General features: G+C 45.5%; 13 protein-coding genes. 2 read left to right on the forward strand and 11 right to left on the reverse strand.

Annotation, left to right across the window (positions count from 1 at the left end):
* Positions 1–189: 189 nt before the first annotated feature.
* The 11 genes from H6G48_RS14955 to H6G48_RS15005 form a co-directional block, all read right to left on the reverse strand.
* Entirely contained in the window at positions 190–639 is a 450-nt protein-coding gene (locus H6G48_RS14955; protein ID WP_190722348.1) for a hypothetical protein, read from the reverse strand.
* The gene (locus tag H6G48_RS14960) at positions 639–1,643 is read right to left on the reverse strand and encodes an AAA family ATPase (RefSeq protein ID WP_110578958.1); all 1,005 of its coding nucleotides are present in this window, start codon (positions 1,641–1,643) and stop codon (positions 639–641) included. Before H6G48_RS14960 ends, H6G48_RS14955 begins: the two co-directional genes overlap by 1 nt.
* Positions 1,644–2,344: 701 nt before the next feature.
* Entirely contained in the window at positions 2,345–2,680 is a 336-nt protein-coding gene (locus H6G48_RS14965; RefSeq protein WP_002741682.1) for a ribulose bisphosphate carboxylase small subunit, read from the reverse strand.
* 15 nt (positions 2,681–2,695) lie between these two features.
* Positions 2,696–3,094, reverse strand: a complete 399-nt coding sequence (rcbX, locus tag H6G48_RS14970; RefSeq protein WP_002732424.1) for a RuBisCO chaperone RbcX — start codon at positions 3,092–3,094, stop codon at positions 2,696–2,698.
* A gap of 131 nt (positions 3,095–3,225) precedes the next feature.
* Complete coding sequence (locus tag H6G48_RS14975; protein ID WP_002753365.1) at positions 3,226–4,641, reverse strand: form I ribulose bisphosphate carboxylase large subunit; 1,416 nt, start codon at positions 4,639–4,641, stop codon at positions 3,226–3,228.
* A gap of 550 nt (positions 4,642–5,191) precedes the next feature.
* Positions 5,192–5,854, reverse strand: a complete 663-nt coding sequence (gene ccmN / locus H6G48_RS14980) for a beta-carboxysome scaffolding protein CcmN (protein WP_190722349.1) — start codon at positions 5,852–5,854, stop codon at positions 5,192–5,194.
* A gap of 131 nt (positions 5,855–5,985) precedes the next feature.
* Complete coding sequence (locus H6G48_RS14985; RefSeq protein WP_190722350.1) at positions 5,986–7,944, reverse strand: RuBisCO small subunit-like domain-containing protein; 1,959 nt, start codon at positions 7,942–7,944, stop codon at positions 5,986–5,988.
* 70 nt (positions 7,945–8,014) lie between these two features.
* On the reverse strand, positions 8,015–8,326 hold the full coding sequence (gene ccmL / locus H6G48_RS14990) for a beta-carboxysome shell vertex protein CcmL (RefSeq protein ID WP_002759323.1): 312 nt from the start codon (positions 8,324–8,326) through the stop codon (positions 8,015–8,017).
* Between the two features lie 32 nt (positions 8,327–8,358).
* Positions 8,359–8,700 carry a carbon dioxide-concentrating mechanism protein CcmK gene (locus H6G48_RS14995; protein ID WP_002733426.1) on the reverse strand — a complete coding sequence of 114 codons (342 nt, stop codon included), beginning with the start codon at positions 8,698–8,700 and terminating at the stop codon, positions 8,359–8,361.
* 66 nt (positions 8,701–8,766) lie between these two features.
* Positions 8,767–9,078 carry a carbon dioxide-concentrating mechanism protein CcmK gene (locus tag H6G48_RS15000; RefSeq protein ID WP_002734613.1) on the reverse strand — a complete coding sequence of 104 codons (312 nt, stop codon included), beginning with the start codon at positions 9,076–9,078 and terminating at the stop codon, positions 8,767–8,769.
* A gap of 619 nt (positions 9,079–9,697) precedes the next feature.
* Positions 9,698–9,982 (reverse strand): Nif11-like leader peptide family natural product precursor, encoded by a 285-nt coding sequence (locus H6G48_RS15005; RefSeq protein ID WP_002759324.1) that lies wholly within the window; start codon positions 9,980–9,982, stop codon positions 9,698–9,700.
* A gap of 326 nt (positions 9,983–10,308) precedes the next feature.
* On the opposite strand from H6G48_RS15005, the gene miaB reads away from it, so the two are divergent.
* Positions 10,309–11,649 carry a tRNA (N6-isopentenyl adenosine(37)-C2)-methylthiotransferase MiaB gene (miaB, locus tag H6G48_RS15010; RefSeq protein WP_190722351.1) on the forward strand — a complete coding sequence of 447 codons (1,341 nt, stop codon included), beginning with the start codon at positions 10,309–10,311 and terminating at the stop codon, positions 11,647–11,649.
* Positions 11,650–11,713: 64 nt separating this feature from the next.
* Positions 11,714–12,100: a C6orf136 family protein gene (locus H6G48_RS15015; protein ID WP_002753359.1), complete on the forward strand. Its 387-nt coding sequence runs from the start codon at positions 11,714–11,716 to the stop codon at positions 12,098–12,100.
* The last annotated feature ends 6 nt before the right edge of the window (positions 12,101–12,106 follow it).

Here is a 12,106-nt window from a genome sequence, read left to right on the forward strand (position 1 = left end):
CATTTTCAGGCGTGCGCTTAAGTCTCTCATGCTGACGATACTTTTATCCAGTGCAAAACCTATCCAACAGGACACAAAAGTAAATGTACTTAATGCGGGATAGTCATTTTTGGGGAGTGGCTTGAGAAGCTCTTTCATTAGTTTTGGGAAAATTGTTAGCATGGCTTATTCACATTTATTGGTGTATATTTACTTTGTTTTCTTATCTATAATATCAAATTTTGTACGACTTTTTTCCCCGTTCAACACTTCTGAGGCAAAATCTTTATTAGGGGGTTGCCCTCTTTTTAAGTCTCCTTCCCCAAATTCCTCAATTTTTTCTTCAAGTTTATCTAATTTTTCAGTTCGAGGAACAGCAAGAGTAAAATGTTGCGTAGATTCAGCAATTGGTTTTAAACCTGTACCACTTAAATTAATTTTTTGTTCATGTTCCAGTTTAATTAATACGGACTTTCTTTCCTCTTCAGACATTTCTTGTAGTTGACGAGAGATCCTTCTAACTTGCTGTCTTAAATTATCAGCTTTCTCTTTTCGCTGTTGGATTTTCTCTGGTGAAAGTGGCAGCAAACGAGGTCGTTCCTTACCACGTTTAGCCGTTTGAGGTTGAGTGAGAGATAAGAGGGGAAAATCTGGGTTCATTACACAATTATCCTAGTTTTTGTTCTTGCTTCAGATGAGGCTTTTTTAAAAGCTTTAAGTTGCTCGGAAATATCTTGACTTTGAAGTTGTTCTCGACCTTCAAGAATCATCGTTTTAATAGCTTCTATCGTGATACGTTGAATATCTGCATACGATAGTGAACTCATATTCTTAGCGATATATTCCAGTGAGCCATCAAAATAAACTCCATTTAAAAGACGTTGAAGATAAAACTCTCGTTCGGTTTTAGTGGGTAAGGAAAATTCAATCAAATCATCAAATCGTCTCCACAAAGCAGGATCTAGTAAATATTGATGATTACTCGCTGCAATGACAATACTTTTGGATGAATCAAAAGAATCCATAGCTTGCAGTAAACTATTAACAACTCGTTTGAGTTCCCCTACATCATTAGGATCATCTCGATTCTTGCCCACTGCGTCAACTTCATCTAAAAGCAGTACCATTGGAGTTGTGTTAGCTAAATTAAAAACACGCTGGAGATGAGAAGCAGTATCTCCTAAAAAACTAGAAATAACAGCACTTAATCTTAATAAACCTACTGGAAGCCCAAGTTCATACGCCAAATATTTTGCGGTAAACGTTTTACCACACCCAGGAGGCCCCCAGAAAAGAAGTTTAGTCTTTGGTAAGTATCCATACTTAGCTAATTTTTGTCGTTGACGATGCTCATCTAAGACTCTCTCTATTTTAGCTTTAGTTTCTTGATTAAAAACAATTTGAGTTGAATCTATAGAGCTTTCTTCAAGTATAACTAAATCCTCGCCACTGCGACGATCTTTAGGGAGTAATCTTAATCCATTCTGTGGAATCTGTTTCAACGGTTGCTTTCCTAAAACTTGCTGTAGCTCTTGAGCAAGAGCATGATGATTAGCGGCTAATTCATCGGCAATAAGAGACTCCGCCGCTCTGTAAAAAGCAACATCGTCACGCTCTTTGAAGGCTTGAAATAGCCTTTTAAGTTGTTTTTCAGCTATCATCATCTCATGTCATGGCTCAAGTTTACACTCAGAGACTCGCCCAACAAGCCAAATGTGTCTCCGATTATCTAAAGGTTCTCTCCACAAGTTATATTAAAGTCGCCTGTTTAAAATTTATTCAATCTTAATAATATTATTGTACTAACTCTAGACCTTCTAAAGCAGCTGAGGTAAATTGTAAATTAATATTATGCCGTGAGACTGTGATACACCTCAAACTTAAACAAGTCTCATTTTTTTTTATTTGTTAATCTTTTCTTTTGCCTAGACAGGTTTAACTATATCTTTTTGTCGAAAATGCCACTAATTACTTTTTGGGATAAATTTACCCTTTACATAGTAACTTTTATATTCTGACTTTTTCAGCCAACAATATGTAACCCAATTAATTGAAGACGGGTTGACTGACCGAGAAAATGACAGTGAACCGCATCCCTAAGCATCGACGCTGGGTTTCTAGCTCCTCCGCTTATCTAAAAAACGATTTCTCTCATAAGTAGTCGTGCAAAATTAATTTCCTAGTGAAGATAGGCAAGAGGCAAGAGACAAGAGGCAAGAGGTGGTTAGATATGTGTAATTAATTTTGCTTAGGTACTTAGTATTTTTAGCTCGGATTCACTCTTGTTAAAAATTGTACCAGACAAATAAAAAAAAGGGAGGTCTAAGAACCCCCCTCAATAGTTAATAATTAGATGACAGCCAAATTAGTAGCGGCCAGCATTGGGTTTATGAACAATAAAGCTCATGGTTTGACATTGTTTGATGTTGTCAAAAGCGATAACGCGGATGTAGCAATCAGAATATTCAGTGCGGCACTCGCGAACTTCATTAAGAACTTCTTGGGGGCCAGAAACAGAGAATAAAGGCAGTTTCCACATCGTCCAATGATAATCTGCGGGTTTGGGGTCTTTTTCAAATTCCACAGCAGGAATATAACCCTGATCGATCATGTATTGAATTTGTTTAGCAATTTGTTGATCGGTGAGGGGGGGCAAGTAGGAAAGAGTTTCGTAACGCTTCTCTTTAGGTAAAGTTTTCATGGGTTTCTTGATTCCTTATGGGTTGGGTAGATCATCAACATCGAGATTTAATTCCGATGTCTCTGGTTGACTTATAGCAGTACGGGTGAGACGTTCCAAAAGTTGCCGACGATGTTCGGTATTGTCATTAATAATTCCCGTTTTTACCATCTCTGGCAAGAACTCTAAAACCTGTTCGGCTAAATGTTCTCTTACCGTCATGATCCGCAAAACTAACTCTTTATTCTCAGTCATTAACCCCGCAATATAGGCCTCGCCATCCTGAATGGAATGGCTAGAAGTATAGTGACTCAGCCAAATAGCTAAAGTGGGATTAGTTTCTGACAATTGATCGATAATCGTGCGAACCGCTTGGTAAGTTAGGTAACTTTGTAAGACTTTCGCGGTATCTTGAACAACTTTTTTCGGATACATTTTATACAGTTTTCAGTTATTGGCTAGACAGTTATCAGTGTTGAAATTCTAGCGACTGCTTGCCGATTTTGGGCAAGTCCTCCAGCATTATTTTCCACCAATAACTGCTAACAACTTTCTGAAGGGCTGTATTAGAGGGTATCCATAGCCTCGAACTCGAATTTGATTTCTTTCCAGAGTTCGCAAGCGGCAGCCAGTTCAGGACTCCAACGGCAAGCTTCCCGGATAACGTCGTTACCTTCGCGGGCCAAGGAGCGACCTTCGTTACGAGCTTGGATACAAGCTTCCAGAGCCACACGGTTAGCGGTGGCACCCGGTGCGTTACCCCAGGGGTGGCCGAGGGTTCCACCACCGAACTGTAAGCAGGAATCGTCACCGAAGATTTCCACCAACGCGGGCATATGCCAAACGTGGATACCACCAGAAGCAACGGGCATTACCCCGGGTAAGGAGGCGTAGTCTTGGGTGAAGAAAATACCACGAGCGCGATCTTCTTCCACATAGTCTTCACGCATCAGGTCAACAAAACCCATCGTGATTCCGCGTTCACCTTCAAGTTTACCGACAACGGTTCCCGAGTGCAGGTGATCACCACCGGACAGACGTAAGCACTTAGCTAAAACGCGGAAGTGGATACCATGATTTTTCTGACGGTCGATAACCGCGTGCATTGCCCGGTGAATGTGGAGCAGTAACCCTTTGTCGCGGCAGAATTTCGCCAGGGTGGTGTTAGCGGTGAAACCACCGGTGAGGTAGTCGTGCATGATGATGGGGGTTTTGATTTCGGCAGCGAATTCAGCCCGTTGCATCATCTGCTCGCAGGTAGGAGCGGTTACGTTTAAGTAATGTCCTTTAACTTCGTTGGTTTCTGCTTGGGATTTAACGATCGCCTCTTGGACAAAGAGGAAACGATCGCGCCAACGCATGAAGGGTTGAGAGTTAATATTTTCGTCGTCTTTGGTGAAGTCTAAACCACCGCGGAGACATTCGTAAACGGCACGACCGTAGTTTTTAGCGGAAAGGCCGAGTTTGGGTTTGATGGTGCAACCGAGTAAGGGGCGACCGTATTTGTTTAATTTGTCCCGTTCAACGGTGATACCGTGGGGAGGACCTTGGAAGGTTTTGATTAAAGCGACGGGGAAACGGATATCTTCTAAACGGAGACCGCGTAGAGCTTTGAAACCGAAAACGTTACCAACGATCGAGGTGAGGATGTTGGTGACGGAACCTTCTTCAAATAGATCTAAAGGATAGGCAACGAAACAGAAGAACTGGTTATCTTCGTTGGGTACGGGTTCGATATCATAACAACGACCTTTATAGCGATCGAGGTCGGTTAAGTTATCGGTCCAAACGGTGGTCCAGGTACCTGTGGAAGATTCCGCCGCTACTGCCGCACCTGCTTCTTCCGGAGGAACTCCGGGTTGGGGTGTCACCCGGAAGCAAGCTAGTAGATCGGTATCTTTGGGGGTGTAGTCGGGGGTGTAGTAGGTCAGTCGGTAGTCTTTTACGCCGGCCTGGAAACCTTTGGATTTGGCTTGCACCATTGGGATTATTCCTCCATAAACTGCATGATTAGTCGCACCTGTAAAATCTCGCCGTCAACCGACATAGATTTTTCTTAAGCTCCTTTCCCCTGCTGCCAGGAGCGAAGTTAGGGAGCAATTTTCACTAATGTTTTTTTCAACTGATCATCTTAACACGAACTTTATCCTATTCTGATCATTTTTTTTCTCTATCCCTAAAATTTTGATTGTTTTTTTTTCTCGGGGGGATTAGTTTCTTTAATCTGTCGTCATCTAACTTTGACAATCTCTACAAAAACACAAAAAAATCAACAAAAATTTACCTGATTGACACACAGAAACTTCTGCTCATCAGGCTTTGAGCGATTAAAACTACTCCTTAATTGAGGAAGATTATCAATAATTACAACCTCAAAAAATGTCGGCAATCGCTAAATATTAACTGGATTTCTAAGCAATTATACCCAGTACCTAGAGCACAGTTAGACAGCAGTGAACTCTAGATAAATTAGGTCTAATTACTCAGTAATTATTGTTGAGATTTTTGGCTTGTGAACGATTATTTTCCCCTTCAAGAATTATGGTTATTGTTGCCATTAAAACGATGACGTTCTGGAAATAGCGTGACCAATAACTGATTGATATAGACCTTTCCGACCACCGATGCTTGATTCGGTCGGTTAGTAGTAGATGCTTGTTCTCTGGTTTCCGCGGGACTGGCCTCGGCCACCGTTTCCTCGCCATCCCAAGGACTGGCCACGGTTTCGGAGACCACTTCCTCCACGGACGGCACTGGGGACACTTGACTGACTACGGGTTGCGGTTCCGGTAAAGGGGGTCTTTCCGGTTCCGATGGGGTCGCTGACACCTCGATGGTAATTTGACGGGAAGTATCTCCGATCAGGGAACCAGACGGCACGATCGACATCGCTGCCACAGAAGCATTAAAAATCGTTGTGGTTGACCCAATACAGGCATTTTCACCGATTTCACCCCGACCGACGACGAGAACACCTGTACCTAAAATTGCTCCCGCACCGATAGCAATAACACCCTGATAGGCGGTTAAAATTGTTCCCATACCCAGGCAAGCACCCGCACCGATAATTATTTGGCTATTGGGGGCTGCTCGGAGAATCACCCCCGGAGCCACGATCGCACTCTCATCAATGGTTACATCACCATTGACATAGAATTCCGAGCGGCTAATAGGTTGAACGGGGGGTAAGGACATAATTGACAGTTATTCAGTGATCAGTGATCAGTGACCAGGGGTTAGGGGGTAGGGGTTAGAGTTTCAGGGATTTTTCCCGATCCACCAACACCTAACACCTATCTCCCTTCACCGATCGCCGAGTCCTGAAATTAAGGGCGTTGAATAATCGATTCGAGAACACGGCGTTTCGCTTGGGAGTCAATCCCGATCAGACGAACGTATTCTCCTTGATGGTCGCGCAGACAGGTTTCTAAAGCGGCCACCACATCGGATTCGCGACTGCTCTCGATCGGGGTGCAGCTTTGCCAAGAACTGGTTTTAAAACGACGTTTATCCGCGTGTTCACTGCCAATTTTGTGACCTTGGTTCAATAAAGAACGAATCTGAGCGATCGTTTCCGCCGTTAAGGTACTGGTTAAAGTGGCAGTACCGCCGCCGGAGGAACCGGAAGCAGAGCTTTTGAAACTCGGTTCGGCAACGGTGGCGGTTTTACTGCTGCCATTACTACTCACCGAACCATCGGGACGCTGGATCACCGTTTCTAAAACCCGTTTTTTGGCTTTAGCATCGATACCGAGTAAGCGGACGTATTCGCCGCTATGTTCCCGTAAACAATCTTCCAAAGCAGTAATTACCTCGGATTCGCGATTGCTTTCGATCGGGGCGCAACTCTGCCAAGAACTGGTTTTAAACCGGCGTTTATCCGCGTGTTCGGTGCCGATTTTGTAGCCTTGGGCGAGCAGGGAACGAATTTGAGCGATCGTTTCCCCACTTAAGCTACCACTGCTGCTATAACTGGCTCCGTTACTAGCGGGGGCGCTGTAGCTGCTGGCTTTGCCGCTGCCGTTACTAGCGGGGGCGCTGCCGGGGCGGTGAATAATCATTTCGACGACCCGTTTTTTCGCTTGCGGGTCGATCCCGATCAGGCGGACGTACTCATCGCTATTTTCAGTCACGATCGCTTCGATATCGCGAATGATGCCCGCTTCGCTCTTGGTTTCGATCGCAGGTCCGGTTAACCAAGAACTGGTTTTAAAACGGCGTTTATCCGCGTGTTCGGTGGCGATTTTCAGTCCTTGGGCCAGCAGGGAACGCACTTGTACGGACAGGTCGGAATGGCCGTTACCGTTGCCATGACCGCCGTGGACGGCGGTGGTGGTGCGGGCCGGTTCTCCCGGGGTGTCTTCGGGGCGTTGGATAATCATTTCCAGTATGCGCCGTTTAGCGGCGGGATCTACTCCGATCAGGCGGACGTATTCGCCTTGCAGGTCTCTCAGGGAGGCTTCTAGGGATTGGGATACCTGTTCTTCGCGGCCGCCGTCGATAAAGCCGGCACTTAACCAAGAACTGGTTTTAAAGCGGCGTTTGTCAGCGTATTCGATGCCGATCTTGTAGCCTTGGGAGAGGAGGGAGCGAACCTGCGCTCGAATGTTTGTATTTAAACTCATAGGTGTCACCGAATTTCTATATAGCGTCTCATTAGCGATGTTTATAGCGGCTGCCGGTGGAGGAGTCGCTGGGCTGTGGGCTTTGACCGGGACGCTGGGGGCGAGGTCGATATCGACAATGTGACGGGTGAAGGCTCGATCGATTTCTGTGACATCGGGTAAGCGGTCGGCCTGTTGTTGGCTGGTGATCACGGAACCGGATGGCACGAATTTCCCGGCGGGGATTTCCACGTCTTGAACGAGGGCGTGCATCATGACGATGCAATCGGCACCAATGCGGGCATTAAAGACGGTGGAGCGAAAACCGATAAAACAGCGATCGCCCACATAGGCAGGCCCGTGAATGAGTGCCATGTGGGTGATACAGCTGCCCCGGCCGATCCACACCGAATATTCTCGGCCGTCATCTCCCACCACACGGCTTTTTTCTAAACCGTGGATGATTGCTCCGTCCTGAATTTTGCTGTCGTCGCCAATGTAAAAGGGGGTTCCTTCATCGGCGCGGATGGAAGTCCCCGGAGCAATCACCACTCGCGCCCCGATCTCGATAGCGCCACTGAGGTTAGAGAAGGTGTGGACTTTGGCACTCTCGTCTATGTGCGTTTCCTCTGGGGATTTGGTCCGCTTTTTCGGACTAGCCGCCGTTGTGCGGACGACCATAGTTAGTCTTCCTCCATACTGAATTTGGCTGGCTGGTTGTTACTTAACTGTGTTTGGGTTCTATCGATGTTTAACCGGATTGACGAAATTCGTCCCTCTTGCTGTAGAGGGTGCGATTTTCTACGGTTATAGTGTCAATAATCCCCACCACCATCGCGTCAAGGGGGCGATTGTTCTGTCCGTCTTCGATACGGGCGGCTCCTCCCCGGGACACTAGCACCCATTCATTAATCCCCGCTCCGACAATATCACCCGCTACTTCGTATTTAGGCAAAAGTTGCCCCTGTGCGTCGATGAATTGCAAAAGCAGAAGTTTCACTCCCGTCATACTGCGCGGTTTCAGGGAGCTAACGACGGTGCCGCAAACTTTGGCAATTTGCATGGAATTTGTTTACACTAAAAGTTAGTTGCGCTCTAGATTCGTCTTAAAGGTTGCGGGTTAACACTTTCACGAAACTGTTCCACGGCTTCTGTATAACGGATGGGAAGAACGTATTCGAGGTTTTCGTGGGGACGGGCGATGATGTGGGTCGAGAGGACTTGACCACCCTTAACACGATTAGATGCCGCTTCTGTCCCCGCCGATACGGAGGCCTGTACTTCCGAAACGTCTCCCCGGACGATGACGGTGACGCGACCACTACCAATTTTTTCGTAACCTACTAGGGTTACGCGGGCGGCTTTCACCATGGCATCAGCCGCCTCGACGACGGCCGGGAAACCCAAGGTTTCCACCATGCCCACTGCAATTGACATAATATTTTTGTCTCCTAATGGTTGGCTTTCTTCGACTCTATAGATGCTGACCCCGATCAACGGTGTTTAATAGCTGCGGAATTGCTCTACTTCTTCGGTGTAGCGAATGGGCAGCACGTATTCGAGGTTTTCGTGGGGACGAGCGATGATATGGGTAGATAGCACTTGTCCTCCGTTAACCCGGTTGGCGTTTTCCACTCCGGCAGCTACAGAAGCTTGCACTTCTGAAACGTCTCCCCGGACGATGACAGTGACGCGACCACTACCGATCTTTTCGTAACCCACTAGAGTCACCCTGGCGGCTTTGACCATGGCATCGGCCGCTTCCACAACGGCGGGAAATCCTAGGGTTTCAATCATTCCTACTGCAATTGGCATTTTTTTGTTCCTCGCTTGTCAAGCCAAACTAAACTATTAATTTTGTTAGCGTTATCAATTTTGTTTCAGTCAAATTCTTTCCTTGTTACTTTTCCTGCTCTAGCTCTGGTGGCAGTCGGGATCGTGGCAAGGTGGGTAAGACCATCCTGAATTTTATCTCGATCGTGACCGTTTTCATCCACTAATTTTATTTTCTAGGGCCGGTTGGTAAAAATTTGACGAGTCAGGCAAAATTATCAACCTAAAAAAAGCATAGGAAACTATGACACCTTTGACAATATAAAACATTATGATTATTTCTCATCTTCAGGTTAACGAAAGTTAATCATTCCTTGACTTCGCCCATCAGCCTCAGCAATTCTCAGGAGATTTACCGCTAAAACCTTTGCTATGAGCCGATTTCCGCTTTAGCTTCCCCCTTGGCGGCTTGCTTGTCTCTGCTGGATTTATTGGCAGATAAAAGCCTATTTTCCCTGATTTAGGCTTTTTTATAATTTTTTTATACTATATACGGCTGGGGTGGGGGAGTGGGGAGAAGGGGAGCCTTTTTCAGTGATCAGTAAACAGTGAACAGTAATCAGTGAACTGAAAACTCACATCTGATCACTGATCACTGATTCTAGCGATCGATCTCACCTTCGTAGGGTTGGACACCGATCGAGGGATAATTATCGTGGTTAGGACTGAAAACTTCTAACACTGCATGAGCTAACTTTTGGAAAAAGTCGGGACTCTCGTGCAAGGATTTGAGTGCCGCTTCTAATTCAGGAAGGGAGAAATCGAAGCCTTGCGAGCGAGCTATCTCTAGTAATTGCTGAGGATCTTGGGTTGAGCGCATTTTTTGACCCAATTCTTCGTTTTTAGCGGCTAAGGCGAAAAAGTCGAACACTTGATTTTTAGACATATAAATACTTTTCCTTTGATGATTAAAGGTGTGGCCTCGGCGGCGTGGAGGTTAAACTGCCTAGTATGGTTCATTTTTATCCTACCAGTCAGGAGATATCCTCAAAGCAAAAGTTTCGTTTTTATTTGCTTGTATAGCTGAGTATGCTTTAAGGCTAATTCTGGGGTGTGGGGTGTGGGGAAGTGGGGAAGTGGGGAAGTGGGGAGTTTTTTCAGTAATCAGTAATCAGTGAAAGGATGGCGGTTTTTGGCCATCGGGGCAGGCCATAGTCAGAGGATAAATAGCCTAAAATAGAAACCTGCACTATTGTTTCTGTAGCCAGCATCATGAATAAGTCCCCACGTCGTTACCATATCACCACCTTTGGTTGTCAGATGAATAAAGCTGACTCCGAACGCATGGCGGGTATTTTAGAAGATTTGGGGTTTCAATGGTCTGAGGATGCCAACGAAGCCGATTTAATCCTCTACAATACCTGTACAATTCGCGATAATGCCGAACAGAAGGTGTATTCCTATCTCGGTAGACAGGCTAAACGCAAACAAACTCAACCCGATCTTACTTTAATTGTCGCTGGCTGCGTGGCCCAACAGGAAGGGGAACAATTATTAAGACGGGTTCCCGAAGTGGATTTAATTATCGGTCCCCAACACGCAAACCGCTTGGGAGAGTTATTACAACAAGTTTTTGACGGTTCCCAGGTGGTGGCCACCGAACCCATCCACATCATGGAAGATATCACCAAACCGCGCCGGGATAGTAATATTACCGCTTGGGTGAACGTCATCTATGGTTGCAATGAACGCTGTACCTATTGTGTGGTTCCGGGGGTGCGCGGGGTGGAACAATCTCGCACTCCTGCGGCAATTCGAGCAGAAATGGCACAATTAGGACAACAGGGTTATCAAGAAATCACCCTTTTAGGTCAAAATATCGATGCCTACGGACGGGATTTACCCGGAGTGACGGCAAGCGGCCGACATCTGCACAATTTCACCGATTTACTCTACTACGTTCACGATGTGGCCGGCATTGAACGTCTCCGTTTTGCCACCAGTCACCCCCGCTATTTTACCGAACGTTTGATTAAAGCTTGTCAGGAATTACCTAAAGTTTGTGAACATTTTCATATCCCTTTTCAATCGGGGGATAATGATATCCTCAAGGCCATGAAACGGGGCTATACTCAGGAAAAATACCGACAAATTATTGCTAATATTCGCGATTTAATGCCGGATGCTGCCATTAGTGCCGATGCGATTGTCGGATTCCCCGGAGAAACAGAGGCACAGTTCGAGAATACTTTAAAATTAGTCGATGAGATTGGTTTTGATCAATTAAATACGGCGGCCTATTCTCCCCGTCCCGGGACTCCTGCCGCTATTTGGGATGATCAATTAAGTGAGCAGGTAAAAAGCGATCGCTTACAAAGATTAAATCATTTAGTGGCCACAAAAGCCGCTGAACGTTCCCAAAGATATTTAGGCAGAATTGAGGAAATTTTAGTGGAAGACGTTAACCCTAAAGATGCTAGTCAAGTTATGGGAAGAACTAGAGGCAATCGCTTAACTTTCTTTACGGGAGATATTGAGGAATTGCGAGGCAAATTTGTTAAGGTTAAAATTACCGAAGTCCGTCCCTTTAGTTTGACGGGAGTGATCTTTTAATAGTTAACAGTTACCCCTCAGCAGCGAAAAAAGGCAATAGCTATCGGGAATAATTTGGTACTTTATGGATATTATCGCTATTTTGCAGCAAGATTATCAAAGATTTCCCCTCGATCAAACCTATGATATTTATGCTGATAACGTTTATTTTCAAGATCCTCTCAATCAATTTCGGGGGATTAAACGCTATCGGGAAATGATTGGTTTTATGAGTCAATGGTTCCAAGCTATCAAGATGGATGTCCACGCAATTGAACAGCAGGGAAATATTATTAATACCCGTTGGACATTGCACTGGACAACTCCTTTACCTTGGCGGCCACGCATCGCTATTTCTGGACGCAGTGAATTAACTCTCGATGACAATAATCTGATTATTTCTCATATCGATTATTGGGATTGTTCGCGCTGGGATGTGCTACGTCAGCATTTACCTTTTCCCGGTTCTTAACTAGAT

The sequence above is a fragment of the Microcystis flos-aquae FACHB-1344 genome (genome assembly GCF_014698375.1).
GTDB classification, from domain to species: Bacteria; Cyanobacteriota; Cyanobacteriia; order Cyanobacteriales; family Microcystaceae; genus Microcystis; species Microcystis aeruginosa.

Coding starts and splice junctions, on each gene's coding strand:
- H6G48_RS14985 (WP_190722350.1), bottom strand. CDS start 7,944: ATGGTCGTCCGCACAACGGCGGCTAGTCCGAAAAAGCGGACCAAATCC.
- H6G48_RS14960 (WP_110578958.1), bottom strand. CDS start 1,643: ATGATGATAGCTGAAAAACAACTTAAAAGGCTATTTCAAGCCTTCAAA.
- H6G48_RS15000 (WP_002734613.1), bottom strand. CDS start 9,078: ATGCCAATTGCAGTAGGAATGATTGAAACCCTAGGATTTCCCGCCGTT.
- H6G48_RS14965 (WP_002741682.1), bottom strand. CDS start 2,680: ATGAAAACTTTACCTAAAGAGAAGCGTTACGAAACTCTTTCCTACTTG.
- rcbX (WP_002732424.1), bottom strand. CDS start 3,094: ATGTATCCGAAAAAAGTTGTTCAAGATACCGCGAAAGTCTTACAAAGT.
- ccmN (WP_190722349.1), bottom strand. CDS start 5,854: ATGTCCTTACCCCCCGTTCAACCTATTAGCCGCTCGGAATTCTATGTC.
- H6G48_RS14995 (WP_002733426.1), bottom strand. CDS start 8,700: ATGTCAATTGCAGTGGGCATGGTGGAAACCTTGGGTTTCCCGGCCGTC.
- ccmL (WP_002759323.1), bottom strand. CDS start 8,326: ATGCAAATTGCCAAAGTTTGCGGCACCGTCGTTAGCTCCCTGAAACCG.
- H6G48_RS15015 (WP_002753359.1), top strand. CDS start 11,714: ATGGATATTATCGCTATTTTGCAGCAAGATTATCAAAGATTTCCCCTC.
- miaB (WP_190722351.1), top strand. CDS start 10,309: ATGAATAAGTCCCCACGTCGTTACCATATCACCACCTTTGGTTGTCAG.
- H6G48_RS15005 (WP_002759324.1), bottom strand. CDS start 9,982: ATGTCTAAAAATCAAGTGTTCGACTTTTTCGCCTTAGCCGCTAAAAAC.
- H6G48_RS14975 (WP_002753365.1), bottom strand. CDS start 4,641: ATGGTGCAAGCCAAATCCAAAGGTTTCCAGGCCGGCGTAAAAGACTAC.
- H6G48_RS14955 (WP_190722348.1), bottom strand. CDS start 639: ATGAACCCAGATTTTCCCCTCTTATCTCTCACTCAACCTCAAACGGCT.